19 protein-coding genes and 2 pseudogenes are annotated in these 17240 nt (G+C 69.9%); 5 read left to right on the forward strand and 16 right to left on the reverse strand.

Features of this window, described 5'->3' with window-relative positions; translation table 11 throughout:
- Positions 1 to 19 precede the first annotated feature (19 nt).
- Genes AB4880_RS12030 through AB4880_RS12040 form a run of 3 tightly spaced genes read right to left on the reverse strand, consistent with a single transcriptional unit; the run spans position 20 to position 2776 of the window.
- Positions 20 to 760, reverse strand: coding sequence for an SDR family NAD(P)-dependent oxidoreductase (locus tag AB4880_RS12030; protein ID WP_367919479.1), 741 nt, complete (start codon positions 758 to 760; stop codon positions 20 to 22).
- 17 nt (positions 761 to 777) lie between these two features.
- A complete protein-coding gene (locus AB4880_RS12035; protein WP_367919480.1) occupies positions 778 to 1926 on the reverse strand; it encodes an acyl-CoA dehydrogenase family protein in 1149 nt (382 codons plus the stop codon).
- Between the two features lies 1 nt (position 1927).
- Positions 1928 to 2776 carry an enoyl-CoA hydratase-related protein gene (locus AB4880_RS12040; RefSeq protein WP_379229143.1) on the reverse strand — a complete coding sequence of 283 codons (849 nt, stop codon included), beginning with the start codon at positions 2774 to 2776 and terminating at the stop codon, positions 1928 to 1930.
- A gap of 106 nt (positions 2777 to 2882) precedes the next feature.
- Here AB4880_RS12040 and AB4880_RS12045 point away from each other — a divergent pair, with 106 nt between their 5' ends.
- Entirely contained in the window at positions 2883 to 3539 is a 657-nt protein-coding gene (locus AB4880_RS12045; protein ID WP_367919481.1) for a TetR/AcrR family transcriptional regulator, read from the forward strand.
- Between the two features lie 25 nt (positions 3540 to 3564).
- Here AB4880_RS12045 and AB4880_RS12050 read toward each other — a convergent pair whose 3' ends face one another.
- The 8 genes and pseudogenes from AB4880_RS12050 to AB4880_RS12085 form a co-directional block, all read right to left on the reverse strand.
- Positions 3565 to 5856 carry an FdhF/YdeP family oxidoreductase gene (locus AB4880_RS12050; RefSeq protein ID WP_367919482.1) on the reverse strand — a complete coding sequence of 764 codons (2292 nt, stop codon included), beginning with the start codon at positions 5854 to 5856 and terminating at the stop codon, positions 3565 to 3567.
- Between the two features lie 167 nt (positions 5857 to 6023).
- Positions 6024 to 7136, reverse strand: coding sequence for an acyl-CoA dehydrogenase family protein (locus AB4880_RS12055; protein WP_367919483.1), 1113 nt, complete (start codon positions 7134 to 7136; stop codon positions 6024 to 6026).
- Entirely contained in the window at positions 7133 to 8308 is a 1176-nt protein-coding gene (locus AB4880_RS12060) for an acyl-CoA dehydrogenase family protein (RefSeq protein ID WP_367919484.1), read from the reverse strand. Before AB4880_RS12060 ends, AB4880_RS12055 begins: the two co-directional genes overlap by 4 nt.
- On the reverse strand, positions 8305 to 8790 hold the full coding sequence (locus AB4880_RS12065; protein ID WP_367919485.1) for a MaoC family dehydratase: 486 nt from the start codon (positions 8788 to 8790) through the stop codon (positions 8305 to 8307). Before AB4880_RS12065 ends, AB4880_RS12060 begins: the two co-directional genes overlap by 4 nt.
- Complete coding sequence (gene fabG / locus AB4880_RS12070) at positions 8783 to 9568, reverse strand: 3-oxoacyl-ACP reductase FabG (RefSeq protein WP_367919486.1); 786 nt, start codon at positions 9566 to 9568, stop codon at positions 8783 to 8785. The genes AB4880_RS12065 and fabG overlap by 8 nt, the downstream gene beginning before the upstream one ends.
- A 41-nt stretch (positions 9569 to 9609) precedes the next feature.
- Positions 9610 to 10410, reverse strand: a complete 801-nt coding sequence (locus AB4880_RS12075; protein WP_367919487.1) for an SDR family oxidoreductase — start codon at positions 10408 to 10410, stop codon at positions 9610 to 9612.
- Positions 10359 to 10535: pseudogene (locus AB4880_RS12080) on the reverse strand (acetyl-CoA C-acyltransferase); the annotation flags it as partial. The pseudogene AB4880_RS12080 and the gene AB4880_RS12075, both read right to left, overlap by 52 nt.
- Positions 10484 to 10765, reverse strand: a complete 282-nt coding sequence (locus AB4880_RS12085; RefSeq protein ID WP_367919676.1) for a VOC family protein — start codon at positions 10763 to 10765, stop codon at positions 10484 to 10486. The gene AB4880_RS12085 and the pseudogene AB4880_RS12080, both read right to left, overlap by 52 nt.
- A 131-nt stretch (positions 10766 to 10896) precedes the next feature.
- Here AB4880_RS12085 and AB4880_RS12090 point away from each other — a divergent pair, with 131 nt between their 5' ends.
- Positions 10897 to 11580: a TetR/AcrR family transcriptional regulator gene (locus tag AB4880_RS12090; protein ID WP_367919488.1), complete on the forward strand. Its 684-nt coding sequence runs from the start codon at positions 10897 to 10899 to the stop codon at positions 11578 to 11580.
- On the opposite strand, the gene AB4880_RS12095 is transcribed toward AB4880_RS12090, so the two are convergent.
- Positions 11480 to 12328: a DUF3800 domain-containing protein gene (locus tag AB4880_RS12095; protein ID WP_367919489.1), complete on the reverse strand. Its 849-nt coding sequence runs from the start codon at positions 12326 to 12328 to the stop codon at positions 11480 to 11482. The two genes, AB4880_RS12090 and AB4880_RS12095, sit on opposite strands and share 101 nt — an antisense overlap.
- An 821-nt stretch (positions 12329 to 13149) precedes the next feature.
- Here AB4880_RS12095 and AB4880_RS12100 point away from each other — a divergent pair.
- Positions 13150 to 13239 (forward strand): annotated as a pseudogene (locus AB4880_RS12100) (hypothetical protein); the annotation flags it as partial.
- Positions 13240 to 13304: 65 nt separating this feature from the next.
- The gene (locus tag AB4880_RS12105; protein WP_379145950.1) at positions 13305 to 13451 is read left to right on the forward strand and encodes a winged helix-turn-helix transcriptional regulator; all 147 of its coding nucleotides are present in this window, start codon (positions 13305 to 13307) and stop codon (positions 13449 to 13451) included.
- A gap of 527 nt (positions 13452 to 13978) precedes the next feature.
- Here AB4880_RS12105 and AB4880_RS12110 read toward each other — a convergent pair.
- A complete protein-coding gene (locus tag AB4880_RS12110; protein ID WP_367919490.1) occupies positions 13979 to 14614 on the reverse strand; it encodes an isochorismatase family protein in 636 nt (211 codons plus the stop codon).
- A 107-nt stretch (positions 14615 to 14721) separates the two neighbouring features.
- On the opposite strand from AB4880_RS12110, the gene AB4880_RS12115 reads away from it, so the two are divergent.
- The gene (locus tag AB4880_RS12115) at positions 14722 to 15675 is read left to right on the forward strand and encodes a GlxA family transcriptional regulator (protein WP_179728205.1); all 954 of its coding nucleotides are present in this window, start codon (positions 14722 to 14724) and stop codon (positions 15673 to 15675) included.
- A gap of 210 nt (positions 15676 to 15885) precedes the next feature.
- Here the strand turns inward: AB4880_RS12115 and AB4880_RS12120 are convergent, their stop codons facing one another.
- The 3 genes from AB4880_RS12120 to AB4880_RS12130 are packed head-to-tail and all read right to left on the reverse strand — an operon-like array spanning position 15886 to position 17235.
- Entirely contained in the window at positions 15886 to 16683 is a 798-nt protein-coding gene (locus tag AB4880_RS12120) for a CbtA family protein (protein WP_367919491.1), read from the reverse strand.
- Entirely contained in the window at positions 16649 to 16852 is a 204-nt protein-coding gene (locus tag AB4880_RS12125) for a CbtB domain-containing protein (protein ID WP_367919492.1), read from the reverse strand. Before AB4880_RS12125 ends, AB4880_RS12120 begins: the two co-directional genes overlap by 35 nt.
- On the reverse strand, positions 16849 to 17235 hold the full coding sequence (locus AB4880_RS12130) for a nitrile hydratase accessory protein (protein ID WP_218865836.1): 387 nt from the start codon (positions 17233 to 17235) through the stop codon (positions 16849 to 16851). Before AB4880_RS12130 ends, AB4880_RS12125 begins: the two co-directional genes overlap by 4 nt.
- Positions 17236 to 17240 lie beyond the last annotated feature (5 nt).

The following is a 17240-nucleotide window of genomic DNA, read 5'->3' on the forward strand; positions in this document are numbered from 1 at the left end:
CTCCCTGGTCAGGCGGGCATCAGGACATGGTCAGGCCGCCGCTGACGCTGACGGTCTGGCCGGTGATGAAGGCGGCTTCGTCGGAGGCGTAGAAGGCGACGGCGTTGGCGAGGTCCTCGGGCTGGCCGAGGCGGCGCATCGGGATCGCCTTGGCCAGCGCCTCGCGCAGCCGCTCCCCGCCCATCGACGCGAACAGCGCGGTGTCGGTCGGGCCGGGGCACACGCAGTTGACGGCCACGCCGGCACGCGCGACCTCACGCGCCGTCGCCTTGGTGAACGCGATGACCCCACCCTTGGCCGCGGAGTAGACCGCCTCGCCCGACGAGCCCACCCGCCCGGCGTCGGAGCCGAGGTTGACCACCCGGCCGCCGCCCTGGGCGATCATCAGCGGCAGCACCTTCTTCGAGGTGTTGAGGACGCCGTACAGGTTGATGGCGATGACCCGGTCCCAGGTCTCCGGCTCCGAGTCGACGAACGGCTCGGCCTTGTCCCACCCGGCGTTGTTGACCAGGACGTCGACGCGGCCGAACTGCGCCACGACCTGGTCGACCATCGCGTCGACCGACGTCCGGTCGGTGACGTCGGTGGCGATGCCCACCGCGCCGCCGCCGATCTCGCCGGCGGTCTCCTTGGCGGTCGCCTCGTTGATGTCGGTCACGACGACGGTCGCGCCCTCGGCGGCGAGCTTGGCGGCGATGGCCTTGCCGATGCCCTGGCCGGCGCCGGTGACGATCGCGATCTTGTTCTCGAGATTGCCCATGGTTCTGGTCCTTCCGGTCACGGTGCGTAGGGGCGACCGAGCAGGTCGCGGGAGATGACGAGCTTGGAGACCTGCGCGGTGCCGTCGCCGATCTCGAGGCCGATGACGTCGCGCAGGCGCTGGCCGACCTTGTGCTCGGTCGAGTAGCCGACGTGTCCGAGCGTGAGCAGCGCCTGGTGGATCACCTCGGTGGCGAGCTTGGGCGCCCAGAACTTGGCCATCGCGGCCTCGGCGCTGTGCTCGAGGTCGTTGTCCTTGAGCCAGAGCGCCTCGTAGCAGACGTGGCGGGCGCCCTTGAGGTACGTCGCATACTCCGCGAGCGGGAAGCTGACGCCCTGGAACCGGCCGATCGGCTGCCCGAACGCCTCGCGGTCGCGCGCCCACTGGGCAGCCTCGTCGAGCGAGACCTGCGCGGCGCCGAGGCAGAGCAGGCCGATGATCGCGCGGGAGTAGTCGAAGCCCTGCATGACGGACACGAAGCCGCCGCCCTCGTCGCCGATCAGGTCGGCACGGGTGACGCGGACGCCGTCGAAGTGGACCGACGCGCGGCCGATCGCGCGGCTGCCGAGGTCGTCGAACGCGCTGCGGCTGATGCCCGGGTCGTTCATGTCGACCCAGAACGCCGAGACGCCGCGCGCCCCCGGACCGCCGGTGCGGGCGAGGACGACGGCCCGGTCGGAGGCCATCCCCAGCGTGATCGAGGTCTTCTCGCCGCCGAGCACCCAGGCGTCGTCGCCGTCCGGGACGGCGCGCAGCTCGAGGCTCGCGGCATCCGTGCCGTGGCCGGGCTCGGTGATCATGATGCAGGGGACGGTCTCGCCCGACGCGATGCCCGGCAGCCACGCGGCCTTCTGCTCGGCCGAGGCGTTGCGGACGATGATGTCGCTGATCAGGGCGGTGTTGATGATCAGGTAGCCGGCGTTGAAGTCGGCGCGGCCGACCTCCTCGGCGGCGATGCCCGCGATCACGGCGGTGGCGTCCTGGCCGCCGTACTCCTCGGGGATGCGGAGCCCGGTCAGGCCCATGCCCGCCATGTCGAGGGCGAGCTGGTGGCGGAACTCCGCCGTCCGGTCGTCGGCCTGGTAGTGCGGGGCCAGCACCTTCTCGGCCCAGCGCCGCATCTCGGCGCGGAAGGCGTCCTGGTCCTCGTCGAATGCGTAGTGCATGTCAGTGCCAGTTCACGTGCGGCGCGAAGTCGGCCGGGCGCTTGGCGGCGAACGCGGTGGCGCCCTCCATGCCCTCGGGCGAGACGCCGAAGATGTCGAGCGCGGTCATCGCCATGTTCGAGAATCCGGCCTGGTGGTCGGTGTCGGCGTTGAACGACTGCTTGAGGAACCGGATGGCGGTCGGGCTGAGCGCGGCGACCTCGGCCACCCAGGACTTGGCCTCGGCGAGCAGCTGGTCGGCCGGGACGACCTTGTTGACCAGGCCCATGTCGAGCGCTTCGGCGGCGGTGTACTGGCGGCACCAGAACCAGATCTCCCGGGCCTTCTTCTCGCCGACCACACGGGAGAGGTACGCCGAGCCGAAGCCGGCGTCGAAGGAACCGACCCGAGGCCCCGCCTGGCCGAAGCGCGCGGTCTCGCTGGCGATCGAGACGTCGGAGATCACGTGCAGCACGTGGCCGCCGCCGATCGCGATGCCGTTGACGGCAGCGATGACCGGCTTGGGGATGTCGCGCATCAGCTTGTGGAGGTCGCCGATCCGGAAGCGGCCGAGCTCACTCGGGCCGTAGTCGCCGGTCTCGGCGCGCTGCTTGACGTCGCCGCCGGTGCAGAACGCCTTCTCGCCGGAGCCGGTGAGGATCACCGCACGCACCCGCTGGTCGGACCAGGCCAGGTTGAAGGCGGTGATCAGCTCGTCGACGGTCTGCGACCGGAAGGCGTTGTAGCGCTCGGGGCGGTTGATCGTGACGATCGCCGCCGCGTCCTCGACGACATAGGTGATGTCGTCGAACTTCTGCTCCATCAGGTCGTTCATGTCGAACCGCTCCTCGATGTGTGAATGGATGTTCATCTGCGATGAACGTAGATTCATTTTCGGGGAGTGTCAACAGTCACCCCACATCGGGACGTGGTTGAATGAACCTCTGTTCACCCCCGACCGACAGGAGGCTGCCGCGATGACCAACGCCGTCGACGCCGACGTCGCGGCCCGCGAGGCCCGCGCCCACCAGCGCAGCGAGCAGCTGCTCGACGCGGCCGCGCGCCTGATGGAGCGCGAGGGATCCCACGCCGTCTCGATGCAGGCGCTCGCCGCCGAGGCGGGCGTGAGCGTGGGCCTGATCTACCGGTACTTCGGCAGCAAGGACGAGATCCTGCTGGCGGTGATCGTCCACGTCCTCGACGACTTCGCGACCGCCGTACCCGCGGCGATCGCGGAGGTCGGCGACGACCCGGTCGAGCGGCTCGCCGCCGCCTTCCGCGGCTACTGCGAGGTCATCGACCGCCATCGGCACGCGGCGGTGCTCACCTACCGCGAGGGCAAGTCCCTCAGCGAGGAGGGCCGCCAGCGGATCAAGGACCTCGAGGTCGAGACCACCGAGCCGCTGCGCCGCGCCATCGCCGACGGCATCGAGGCGGGCGCGCTGCGCGAGGTCGAGCCCGAGCTCGTCTCCGCGAACCTGGTGCTCCTGGCCCACGCCTGGGCCCTCAAGCACTGGTACTTCGAGCGCACCCTCAGCTTCGACGAATACGTGCGGCAGCAGTTCGCGCTCGCCCTGCACGGGATCGTCAACCCGAAGCAGAAGCGGCGCTACGCGGCGCTGCTGGAGGGCTGACCGAGCACCTGCCGTCCGCCGGGCGTCACGACGCTCGGGACGACCGGGCCTCGAGCCGCACGATCACGCCCTTCGACGTGGGCGTGTTGCTGATCTCCGCGACGCTGTCGAGCGGCACCAGCACGTTGGTCTCCGGGTAGTACGACGCGGCCGAGCCGCGCACCGCCGGGTAGCCGACGACCCGGAAGCCCTCGGCGCGCCGCTCGCTGCCGTCGGTCCAGACGCTCACCAGGTCGACCAGCTCGCCGTCGGGGATGCCGAGGTCGGCGAGGTCGTCGGGGTTGACCATGACGATGCGACGGGCGTCGTGGATGCCTCGATAGCGGTCGTTCATGGCGTACGGGATGGTGTTCCACTGGTCGTGGGAGCGCAGCGACTGCAGGATCAGGTGGCCGGGCGGCGCCTGGAGCCAGTCCGGCGCGTTGGTCGTGAAGACCGCCTTGCCGCTCGGCGTGGGGAAGGTGTGGGAGTTGACGGGGTTCGGCAGGCGGAAGCCGCCGGGCGCCGCGACCCGCTCGTTGAAGTCCTCGAAGCCCGGGACGACGCGGGCGATCCGGTCGCGGATGAGCGCGTAGTCGCGCTCGAAGTCCTCCCACGGCACGCCGTTCCCGGCGCCCAGGGTACGGCGGGCGAGCCGGCTGATGATCGCGACCTCGCTCAGCAGGTGCGGGGAGGCGGGGGCGAGCCGGCCGCGCGACTGGTGGACCTCGCTCATCGAGTCCTCGACGGTCACGAACTGCTCGCCGGCCGCCTGGACGTCGCGGTCGCTGCGGCCGAGCGTCGGCAGGATCAGCGCGGTGTCGCCGCAGACCGTGTGCGAGCGGTTGAGCTTGGTGGAGATCTGAACGGTCAGCGCGCAGGAGCGCAGCGCCGCCTCGGTCACGTCGCTGTCGGACATGGCGCGGACGAAGTTGCCGGCCACGCCGACGAAGACCTTGGCCCGACCGTCGCGCATCGCCCGCACGCCGTCCACCGAGTCGTAGCCGTGCGCGCGCGGCGGCTCGAAACCGAACTCGGCGCCGAGCGCGTCGAGGAACCAGTCCGGGGAGCGCTCCCAGATGCCCATCGTGCGGTCGCCCTGGACGTTGCTGTGGCCGCGCACCGGGCACACCCCGGCGCCGGGCCGGCCGATATTGCCGCGCAGGAGCAGGAAGCTGACCACCTCGCGGATGGTCGGGACGCCGTGCCGCTGCTGGGTGAGGCCCATCGCCCAGCAGACGATGACGCTCCGGCTCGCCAGCACCCGGTCGCGAACCTCCTCGATCTCCGCGCGGGTGAGACCGGTCGCGTCGAGCACGTAGTCCCAGGAGATGGTGCGGGCGTGCGCGGCGAAGTCGTCGTACCCGGTGGTGTGGGCGGCGATGAACTCGTGGTCGACCACGGTGCCCGGCGCGGCGTCGTCCGCCTCGAGGAGCAGCCGGTTGAGCGCCTGGAAGAGGGCGAGATCGCCGCCCGGACGGATCTTGAGGAACTGATCGGCGAGAGCCGTGCCCCTGCCGACGATCCCGCGCGCCTTCTGAGGGTTCTTGAACCTCATCAGGCCGGCCTCGGGCAGCGGGTTGATCGCGATGATCCGTCCGCCGTTGCGCTTGGTCTGCTCCAACGCCGACAGCATCCGCGGGTGGTTCGTGCCCGGGTTCTGGCCCACCACGAACACCAGGTCGGACGTGTGGATGTCGTCGAGCGACACCGATCCCTTGCCGATGCCGAGCGTCTCCCCGAGCCCTGAGCCGCTCGACTCATGGCACATGTTCGAGCAGTCGGGGAGGTTGTTGGTGCCGTAGGACCGCGAGAACAGCTGCAGCAGGAAGGCGGCCTCGTTGCTCAGCCGCCCCGACGTGTAGAACATCGCCTCGTCCGGCGAGTCGAGCGCCGTGAGGTGCTCGGCGACGACGCCGAACGCGTCGTCCCACCCGATCGGCTCGTAGTGCGTGGCTCCGGGCCACTTCACCATCGGCTCGGTCAGCCGGCCCTGCTGGTTGAGCCACATGTCCGACCTGCCGTCGAGCTCGGCCACCGCATGCCGTGCGAAGAAGTCGCGCGTCACCCGCCGCGTCGTCGCCTCGTCGCTGACGTGCTTGGCGCCGTTCTCGCAGTACTCGTTGGCATGGCGGTGCTTCGGGTCCGGCCAGGCGCAGCCGGGGCAGTCGATGCCGTCGGTCTGGTTGAGGTTGAGCAGGGTGAGGGCCGTCCGCTGGGCGCCCGCCTGCGCGAAGGAGTACTCCAGCGCGTGGCGCACGCCCGGCAGGCCGGCGGCGTAGGTCTTCGGTGGATCGACCTTCAGGTCGTCCTCGGGGTCGGCGTCCCACCTGCTCATGGGCGCAGGGTCTCGTGGCCGGAGGCCAAGCGTCAAAGATCAAATGCGCATGGGCTGATCACCTTTGCTTATCATGCGACGCGGTAGAGCCACGGGCACGCGTCACGGACTTCTCGGGTCCTCGGCGGTGAGAGACGGCCCCTTCCCTCGCTGGCCGCCCGGCCGACCTACGACAGAGCCGGCTCCCTCGGTGACACATCGGCGGCAGCAAGGCCGACGAGCTCAGCCAACAGCATCCGGTGGCGCCCCGACGGGCCGAGCGCGATCTGGTTCGACTTGGCTCGCTTGAGCGCGTAGTGGAGCGGGTGCTCCCACGTCATCGCGATGCCCCCGTGCAGCTGGAGGCACTCCTCGACGAGCTGCACCACCACGTCGGAGGCGTAGGCAGCGACCAGCGAGGCGCGGTACTCCAACGGATCGGTGGCGGCCAGGACGCCGTACCGGGCCACGGCGCGCAGCCCCTCGAGATCGACCCAGAGGTCGGCGACCCGGTGCTTCAGGGCCTGGAACGAGCCCAGCTCGCGGCCGAACTGGCGCCGGGTCCGCAGGTAGTCGACGGTCGACCTCAGCACCTCGTCGGCGAGGCCCAGCTGCTCCGATCCGAGCAGGATCGTGCCAACCGCGAGACCGCGGCGCAACGCGGCGTCCACGACGACACCCCGCCCCACCCGCACCGACGCGACGCCGCTCAGGGTGACGGTCGCGAGCGGGCGCGTCATGTCGAGCGCCGTCACCAGCCGGCGCTCGACGCCGAGCGCATCGGCCGCGACCAGATGCAGCTCGAGCACGCCGTCAGCGCCGATGGCCGGCACCAGCAGCCCGTCGGCCTCCAGGACGCCGACGACGTGCGACGCGATCCCCGTCAGCGTGCCGTCGGCGTCGATGCGCGCGACCGGACGTACGTCGTCGTACGCGCTCGACCAGGGGACGGGCACGGCGAGCGTCCGGCCGGCCGCCACCTCGTCGACGAGGGACTGGTCAGCGACCGCCGACACCACGGTGGCCGCGATCGCGGCGCTCGTCAGGAACGGCGCCGGTGCGACCTGGCGGCCGAGCTCCTCGGCCACGACCCCCGCGAAGGCGAGAGCGTCCTCGTCGAGCAGCAACCCGCCCAGACCGAGCTGATCGCGCAGGGCGTCCCGCACCCGGTCCAGCAGCGACCGGTCGCCGGCGAAGGCCGTGGACAGCGCCTCGGGGGTGCACACGCTCACCAGCATGCTGCGGACCGCCTCACGCAGCGCGGTCTCATCCTCGTCATACGCGAACTGCACGTCGGTCATCGACGCGTCTCCTTCCAGGGAACTCCCTTGTCGGGGCGGGCTTCCGCAGGCAGTCCGAGCACCCGCTCCGCGATGATGTTGCGCAGCACCTCCGAGGTGCCGCCCTCGATCGAGTTGCCCTTGGCCCGCAGATAGCGATAGCCCGCGTCACGACCGAGCAGGTCGACGGCGTTCGGCCGGGCCATCGCCCACTCGCCGTACTCGAGACCCTCCGCCGCGAGCAGCTCGACCTCCAGCGCCGAGATGCGCTGCGCGTCGCGCGCGAACGCCAGCTTGAGGCCCGAACCGGCGGCACCTGCCGTCGCGACCTGCGTCGTACGACGTGCGTCGAGCCGGCTCACCTCGGCCCGGACCCACAGGTCCATCAACCGGTCGTGGAGGTCCGGGCGGCGCAGCTCCGGGCGCGACCGCCAGGTCTGGGCGAGCCGGCCGATCATCCCACCTTCGCGGGGCGTCGGGCGTCCACCGATCGCGACCCGCTCGTTGCCGAGGGTGTAGGTCGCGACCGCCCAACCCGCGCCGACGTCGCCGACCCGGTCGGAGTCCGGCACCCGCACGCCGCTGAGGAACACCTCGTTGAACTCCGCCTCGCCGGTGAGCTGGCGCAAGGGGCGCACCTCGACGCCGGGGTCGGTCATGTCGACCACGAAGTACGACAGCCCCGCATGCTTGGGGACGTCCGGGTCGGTCCGGGCGAGCAGGATCGCCCGCCGGGCCAGGTGTGCGCTCGACGTCCACACCTTCTGGCCGTCGATCACCCAGCCGTCGCCGTCGCGCCGCGCGCGCGTGGCGACCGCGGCGAGGTCGGAGCCGGCGCCGGGCTCGCTGAAGAGCTGGCACCACACCTCCTCCCCCGTCCAGAGCGGACGGAGGAGGCGGAGCTGCTGCTCGTCGGTGCCGTGCCGCAGGATCGTCGGCGCCGCCATGCCCAGGCCGATCCGGTTCCGCTCGGGTGCATTGGTCGGGGCACCCGCGGCGCGTAGTCGCGCGGTCACCGCCGGCTGCTCCGCCCGGGACAGGCCGAGACCACCGAGGCCGACGGGGTGGTGCACCCAGGCCAAGCCCGCGTCGTACTGCGCGCGCAGGAAGTCGAGCCGCTCGGTCATCGCGGGCGGATGCTCGGCGAGCAGACGGTCGAGCGCCGCCACGACGACCCGGTTCGGGCCGCTCACGCGTCGCCCCTGTCGAGGTACAGCAGGGAGACCGAGCGCGCCACGCACGCCGGCCGCTCGTCCCCCTCGCGCTCGACCGTGGTCTCGACCACCGCGCGCACCCGGTCGCCCCCGCGCTCGGCAGCGACGAGCCGGACTGCGGCGCGTACCCGGCTCCCGGCCGGCACGGGTGCGGGGAACCGCACCCGGTCGAGCCCGTAGTTGACTGCCTTGCGCACGCCCTCCACGCGGTAGACCTCGCCGACCAGGGACGGCAGCAGCGAAAGCGTGAGATAGCCGTGCGCGATCGTGGTGCCGAGCTCGGTGCCGGCGGCACGCTCCCGGTCGACGTGGATCCACTGGTCGTCGCCGGTGACGGCGGCGAAGGCGTCGATCCGCCCCTGGTCGATGCGCTGCCAGCCCGAGCGGCCGAGCAGCTCGCCGACGGACGCGACATACTCGTCCGGCGCCAACACCCGTGGCGTCACCGCGATCTCAGCCACGCCGCGCGCCGTCCACGTAGAGGACCTGGCCGGAGACATAGCCCGACTCGTCGCTGGTCAGGAAGTGGACGACGGCCGCGATGTCCTCGGGCTGACCGCCCCGGCCGACCGGGATCTTCGCGATCGCGCGGGCGGTGAACTCCTCGAACGTCAGGCCGAGCCGCTCGGCCGTCGCGGCCGTCATCTCGGTCTGGACGAAGCCGGGCGCGACCGCGTTGGCGGTGACACCGAACGGCCCGAGCTCGACCGCGAGCGTCCGGGTCAGACCCTGGATGCCGGCCTTGGCCGCCGCGTAGTTCGCCTGGCCCCGGTTGCCGAGCGCCGACGTGCTCGACAGGTTGACGATCCGTCCGAAGCGCTGGGCGACCATGTGCCGCTGCGCCGCCCGGGTCATCAGGAAGGCGCCCCGCAGGTGCACCTGCACGACGGCATCCCAGTCGTCGACCGACATCTTGAAGAGCAGGTTGTCGCGGGTGATGCCCGCGTTGTTGACCAGGATCGTCGGTGCACCGAGACCCTCGACGATCTCCTCGACCGCCCGGTCGACGGCGGTCTCGTCCGTGACGTCCGCGCTGACCGCGAGCGCCGTGCCGCCGGCCGCGACGATCTCGTCGCGGACGACCGCGCACGCGTCGAGGTCGAGGTCGAGCACGGCCACGGCGCGTCCACCGGCCGCCAGCCTGCGGGCGGTCGCCGCGCCGATCCCCCGGGCCGCGCCCGTGACGATCGCGACCCGCGCCGCCGATCCGTGCGGGTATTCCTGCAGCTGTCCTTGCATGGATGAAGCTCCTTGGTTCGAGGGCTGGGCTCGTGGCGAGCTCAGCGGAGGGTGACGCCGCCGTCGACCTCGACGGTGCGTCCGGTGATCCACGACGCCTGGGCGGAGAGCAGGAAGAGCACGGCGTCCGCGATGTCCGCGGGCGTGCCGAGCCGCTTCAGCGGGTAGCTCGCCGCCACCTCGTCCTCACGGTTCTCATAGAGCGACGCGGCGAAGCGGGTCTTGACGACACCGGGCGCGACGCCGTTGACGCGCACCTCCGGTCCGACCTCGATCGCGAGGACCTTGGTCAGGTACGCCAGGGCGGCCTTGCTGGTGCCGTACATGCCGAGCTCCGGCACGGGCCGGACGCCGGAGGTGGAGCCCACGTTGACGATCGCGCCGCGGTGGGCGCGGATGCCGGCGCGCAGGGCGAGCTGAGACCACGCGAGCGGGGCCAGCAGGTTGACCTCGAGGATCTTGCGGGCCAGGCCCAGGTCGATCTCGGCGATCCCGCCGTCGGCCGGATTGATGCCGGCATTGTTGACCAGGTGGTCGATCCGGCCGAACCGGTCGACGACCCGGCCGATGGCCTGCATACGGTGCTCGGGATCGTCGACCTTGCCGGCGACGCCGAGCGCGACGTCGTCGCCGCCCAGCTCGGCGACGGACGCGGCGAGCGCCTCCGGGTCGCGGCCCGTGATGCAGACTCGCGCGCCCTCGCCGATGAGCGCCGCAGCGACGCCGTACCCGATGCCGCGGCTGGCTCCCGTCACCAGGGCGACCTGTCCCGCGAACCTACCCGCCGCGCTCACGACAGCCTCTGCACGATCATCGCCATGCCCTGCCCGCCGGCGACGCACATCGTCTCGAGGCCGATCTCCCGGTCGCGCGCCTCCAGGCTGTGGAGCAGCGTCGTCGTCAGACGGGCACCTGTCATGCCGAACGGGTGGCCGATCGCGATCGCGCCACCATGGACGTTGAGGCGGGGGTTCCCGCGAGCGTGCCGCGCAGGTGCAGCTCGTCGCGATCCTTGAAGCTGGTGGCGAAGCCGAAGGCGTGCGCGAAGACCTCGGCGCCGTCGAGGTCCGGCTTCTCGAACTCGAGCCAGGCCAGGTCGCGCACCTTGATGACGGGGTTCTTGGCCCGACCGGGGTGCTCTCCGGCCAGCGCTCCCTGCTCGCTGTGCAGGTCGTTGTGCGTGTGGTGGGTAGACATGGCCTCTCCTCTTGACTGACGTAATCGTCAACCAACAGTCGAGCGCTGGTCAAGGCTTTCTGACGAAATCGTCACCTTTGCCGATCTGCACTAGATTGGGTGCGCGGAACCGGCGAACGAGGAGGCAGCGGATGTCGGAGGCGATGTCCAAGGCGGCGAGCACACGGGGCGCGCGGCGCCGGGCCCAGACCAGGGCCGCCCTCATCAAGGCGGCCCAGCAGCTCATCGCCGATAACCGCACCAACGTCGCGATCCTCGAGATCACCCAGCTGGCCGACGTGGGCATGGGGTCGTTCTACAACCACTTCGAGAGCCGCGAGCAGCTGTTCGAGGCCGCCGTCGACGACGCCCTCGAGCTGCAGGGCGCCTTCCTCGACCAGGTCACGACCGACCTCGAGGACCCCGCCGAGGCGTTCGCGCGCAGCTTCCGCCTGGTCGGCCGCCTGCACCGGCACTTCCCCGAGCTGAGCAAGGTCATCCTGTCGCAGGGGGCCACGCTGGTCACGTCCGACCACGGCCTCGCCCCCCGCGCCCTCCGCGACATCCGCACCGCCGTCGAGGCCGGCCGCTTCTCCACCGGCGACCCGACCGCGGCCCTCCTCATCGCCGGCGGCGCCGCCCTCGCCATCGCCCAGCACCTCCACGAGCACCCCGACGTCGACGACGCCGCCCTCACTGACAGCGTGACCGAGTCGCTGCTGGTCATGCTGGGCCTCAGCGCAGCGGATGCCCGCGAGATCGTCGCGCACGAGCTCCCCGACGTCGGCGGGCCGCTCGAGGACTTCTGGACGACCTCGTCCGGCGAGTCCGCCTGACCGCCGGGCTCGCGTGTGTGGACGTCGACCAGGAGTTGCGGCCGGGCGATGACGAGCCGAACCGCTTGCGGTCGAGCGTCTTGAAGTAGCCCTTCTTCAGCGCCCGAGCCGCGCCGTCTTTCGGGGTAGAGAAGAAGTCGCTCGCGGAGGAGGACAGGCCAACGGTCTCGATCTTCTGTCGTACGCGCGCCAGTGTGCAGCACAGGTCTGCGACCTGGAACAGGCTGTAGTCCGACGGCACCACCTTGCGAACCGCTACGTTCGACAGGAGCGCGTTGAAGACGCTGTTGACGCGGGTCGTTATCTCCTTCTGACCGTTGTCGTCGTAGATGACGATTCGGTCCCAGCCAGCGAAGTAGGCGACGTGTTCGCGCATCAGCGCGCCGAGCTCCCGCGACATCCTGCTGACGAGCTGGTCGTAGTCGAGCTCCCGCTTACGGAAGACCCAGCTGTGATGGGTCAGCGCGCGCACTGGTACAGGAAGTCGACGAGCAGACGGAAGACAGCGCGGCGCTCCGGCAGCTCCCATCCAGCGGTACTCCTGCTCCCGGCGGACGAGGGGGCCGGCGTGCACGGCGTGATCGGCCGACAGACCCCGCGTTCGCAACCCGGCATGGATCTTGTCGAGGTGGCCAGTGATGTCATCGCCCTGGTCGTGGAAGACGAGGCTGAGGACGTAGGACGGCGAGTGCTTTTCGAAGGGTCCGAAGTCGCCAGACTCGTCGATGAAGATGCTGAGCTCGCGCAACCTGACGTCCCCGGAAAAGACTTGAGGCGGGGATACCCCCGCCTCAAGATTTGTGGCGGGGGTATCCCCGCCTCAAGGGTGGACCATGGCCTTTCGGCCAGCCCAGGGCGCAAAGTCCAACACCGCATGCGGCCCATCGCACGGAGACCGCGCACGCGCAGCCAAGGCATCCGCCCCGCGCACACGCTCGTCGGTCTCGCCGTTGATCCGACTCTCGTCGGCTTCTCCCGGACTCTGCGGGCCAGGCGCGGACTTCTCGGCCCTGCACGCCGCCTGACCGTCGCAGACGTAGCAAATCAGTAGTACCAGGGGGACGATTCGAGGGGTTCTTGGGCCTTGGTGACTGACACTGGACATGACTGGAAACTCTGTCTGACCTGCGCAAACACGCCCGCCCGTTCGTTGATCGTCGATGGCCAGAAGTGGTCGTTCCGGGACCTTCTGCGGACTATCTGCGGACCGCAGGCGGCTGGTCGTCGTCGCGCCCTCGTTAGTACCAATGCCGCGGAACGAAGCAGTGAGAACACCTTTGGGCGAGGTCACCAGACTTCCGGAACGTGGGACTACGCGGGTCCTTCTGATCCGCATGGCTCTGCTGGAGCGTCCGGCGCCGACGACCATCATATGCGTTTCACCTGACCACCGAAGGTCAGGGACGTCCCCAGAACTGGTCCTCGGCTACGCCGTTCTCGGAGAACAGGTGCACCTCGACGATCTTGCCGTCACGGACAGTAAGCAGGTCCACTCCGGTCATGTCCATCGACGCCCCATCGCGGCGGCTGGTGAAGCGCACAGGCACAGCAACCAGCTCGCCGTTGACCATGGCCGGGCCCGTCACCGCGAGCTGGAAGCTCCTCTGGCTGGACGACGGGCCGCTTCGGTTCGGCGCGCTCCGCGAGAGAGTCGACGGCATCAGCGGCAAGGTCCTCACCGAGACCCTGCGCGGCCTCGAGCGCGACGGGACCTCACCCGCACTATGTACAACGAGATGCCACCCCGCGTGGAGTACGAACTCACCGCCCTCGGCCAGACCCTGCGCAAGCCCCTCGCCGCGCTCGGGCAATGGGCCGAAGAGCACATCGAGACAGTCCTACGCGCCCGCGACGAATACGACAGCCGCTGAAGACTGCAATCTGTGCGCCGCGGTGAGCACGCCCTCGATCCAGCGATTCAGTGTCCTCACGAGATAGCCATAGGCGGAGACAATCAGGCCCGGCTCGAGCTAAGTCATCCTCCAGCGAGAAGCGAGACGGCCTTGTCGGGGGACAATTCGAGGGCCTTCTGGGGCTTGACGACTGCCGCCGACGGTGATTGGAAAACACGGCCGGACCTGCGCGAACACTGCATGCCGGCCGATGATGGTTGATGGTGAAAATTCGTGGTCCCGTGACGACTATCTGCCGACTGCCGGCTCGCCCCGGTCGCGTGTCGGCGCCGCCCGCCGGGAGCGATTTCCGCTCCCGGCGACCCGCCTCTCCGACTCCGGGTGGGCCGGCCAGGCCAATGCGACGCCAGGAAGGAGCGCTCTACCTTCTGAGGCGAGCACGAGCTCGGTTGCCACTGCCTCTGTCGTGGGCGACGCCACAGGCGTCCGCCCACGACGACCACCATGTTGCTTGGCGGCACTCGTGGACCCGCAGGGTCCGCCATTCAGCCGGCGAAGGAGGCGCGGCCCTGCATGGCGGAAGTGCCGAGGTCACTCTTGGGCAGCGCGGCTCCAGCGGCGACGGCCTCCGCCCAGGCTTTGGTGCTGGCGACCGCTGCGAAGTTGGATTGCAGCAGCACGAGCAGGGCCTGGTGCAGCTCGTCGGCGGAGACCTTGCCCGCCTCGTTGGCCAGGTGGATCGCACCGCTCGCATCAGAGAGGATCTCCGCAGCCAGGCCGAGCTCCTCGGCGCCCACCGCTGTGGCGATGTCGCAGTTGTTGGTCATAAAGCCGACGATGGTGATGGTGTCGACCTCCTGCTCGAGCAGCCAAGCGGCGACGTCGGTGCCAGCGAAGACGCTGCCCTTGTCCTTGGTCACCCGCTTCCAGGAGGGCTTCAGGCGCCGCTCGATCTCGGGGCGCAACGACCAGCTGTGGCTTCCGACGGCGAAGACCGGCGCGCCCTCGGGCAGCTCGTGCTGGACGATGACCACGGGCATGTCCTGGCGCTCCGCGGTATCGAGCGCGGCCAGGATGTTGGCAAGAGACTGCTCGCGTGACGGGGACTGGATCTGGAGGATGCCGTCGAAGTACTCCTGCTGGACGTCGACGACGATCAGCGCGCGGCGGGGCGTGGACACAGAGACTCTCCTGCTTTAGGTGGGTGGGGCCTTCCCCTCCACTCTGGTCGCTGCGAGGCGGTACCGTGAGTGGCACGAAAGACGACCTTCGATGAGATCGGGCCACAATGCGCATCGTCGTGCACGCCTTCGACGGCATAACCATGTTCCACCTTGCCGCTCCGCTGCTGGTTTTCGGCGAGGTCAGCCGCCTCGGTCTGGCCGAAGGATGGACTCCCGTCGTGTGGACCGAGGACGGGCACGGCATCCGGACCGCCGAGGGGCTCCGCGTCGAAGCCGTCGCAGGACCCGACGTCGTCGAGGACGCCGACCTCGTGGTGATGCCGTCGTGGCCGAGCGACCTCCCGCCAACCGACGCGGTCCTGGCCGACAGGATCCGCGCCGCGCAGGCGCGGGGCAGCCACATCGCAGGGCTGTGCCTCGGAGCCTTCCCCGTCGTGGACAGCGGGGTCCTCGACGGAAGGGATGTCGTCACCCACTGGGGCGCGGTCGAAGAGCTCGCCAAGCGACGCCCGGATGTGACCGTCACGCCGGCAGCGCTCTATCGGGACCACGGCGACGTCCTCACATCCGCCGGCACGGCGTCGGCAATCGACGCGTGTTTGTCGATCGTGCGCTCGCAGCTCGGATCGACCGCGGCAGCCACCGTCGCTCGCCATCTCGTCGTCGCGCCCCACCGCGAAGGCGACCAGGCTCAGTACGTCGACCGCCCCATACCGGCGGCGGGGGGCGTGGGCGACCTCGGAACCACAATCGACTGGGCCCTCGCCCACCTCGATGAGCGACTCTCGGTCGACGACCTGGCAGCCCACGCCCGGATGAGCCGGCGCAACTTCACGCGCCGATTCGCGGAGGTCACCGGCACAACACCAGCACGATGGGTCCTCACTCGTCGTCTCGACGAAGCTCGCCGCCTCCTCGAGACGACGACCTGGCCGATCTCCCGCATCGCAGAAGAGTGCGGCTTCAGCAGCGTCGTGACCTTCCGGCAGAACTTCACTACGGCGTTCGCGACGACGCCGACTTCCTATCGACGGCGATTCGCGCCAGCTGGACCATAGGCGTCACCGGTTGCGAGCCGCGCCAGTCCTCCGCGAGGCAGCACGTCGAAGTCTCCGATCAGCAGCCCGACCAGAGCAGGAGTCGCGCGACGATCTCGTCCAACGAGACCTGGCATGGCCGGTCTACGACGTCTCCATCAGAGGCGCCGCGCGGAGCCGAGGATGACTCATCCTCCGATTTGACGACGGGCGCACGGCGTCGCCTCCAGGTCATCGAGCCCGAGCCATCAAGCTCACCGACTCACGCTCTCGTTCGCGATGCAGCAACACGCCATGAACGATCCCCATCGTCGTCCACAGGGCGGCCGTCTGCACCAGCGATCCGACACGGAAGTCCCAGACGAGATCAGCAGGAATTACCGAAGGCACTCGCTCCTCGACGTGCGGCACCGAAAAGACGACCAAGGCGCCGATCGCGACCGCCGCTGCAGTCAGGAGCCAGCGCCCCTCCGGCGCGATGCCCCTGTCGACCGCTGCCCGATGGAGCGCGAATACGACTCCGACGAAGAGCACGCCGACCAAGATGATCAACAGATATATCAGCGTCCGCCGGCCCACGGTGTCCGAGCTGCCGATCCCGGGCGGATTAGCCGGCACCATCACGCTCGGCACGGCAGCGACGACGGTGAACGCCAGCGCCGCGAGGCTCAGCGCCCTTCCCTGATCCGTCTCCTCAGAGAAGCGGTGCTGCACACGCGCGTAGATCACGGCGAATGCAAGTCCGAGGAGCACGCCAACGACGAGAACGGTGATCGTGCCCCCGATCTGCTGCTGCAGGCGCGTCACCGTGGCGCCGTGTTCGTGAGCACCCCCGGCCTCGTGCCGGCCGTGCATCTCCTCCTCGAGCAGGATGGCTCGGCCGATGACCGGTTCGACCATCAGCCAGAGCACCACGACAGACGCTAGGCCGCCCGCTGCTCCCGCGACCGCACCACACCTGAGGCGCAGCCCCCAGGACGTCGCAGCCACGGTGTCAGTCGCACGGCACGCCGAGTGCATGCCGTCCATCGTGCGTGACCTCGTGCAGCCACGAGCCCATCTCGGCAGAGAGGAGAGAGTCGTTCCCCTGGAGGATCAAGAACACGGCAAGCAGCGCCACGGCCGCGAGTGCCGAGGCCCAGAGCGGCACGGCCGACGGGGTGGGACGATGGGCGAGGGGGGTGGATTCGATGTTCACGGTGCCTCCGGGATCGACGTCGTCCTCGCGGGGTCGACGGCGATCGGCTCGTAATGCGGTTCGTGATGGTTGCGGTTCTTGGGGGTGGCGAGGACGTCGCACGTCCGTCGATCCACAGCGTTCCGGTCGACGGCCCCTCGCCCGGCCAGCACTGACTCGAGCGCCCGGACCCAGTGCTGGTAGTACGACCACGACGCATCGGTGTCGTCGGCGGATTCCTCCCACTCCCGAATGGACGCGATGAGCTCCTGCTGGAACTCGGCCCAGGCATACCCACCCGCCTCATGCGCGGCGACCACGAGCGCGAAGGCACGCAGCTCCCACGGCTCGTCGAACGCAAGATCGTTGGACCGGCCGGGGAGATCCCCGATCAGCTCGTCCACGCTGC

The organism is Nocardioides ginsengisoli (assembly GCF_039537225.1).
Taxonomy (GTDB): domain Bacteria; phylum Actinomycetota; class Actinomycetes; order Propionibacteriales; family Nocardioidaceae; genus Nocardioides; species Nocardioides ginsengisoli.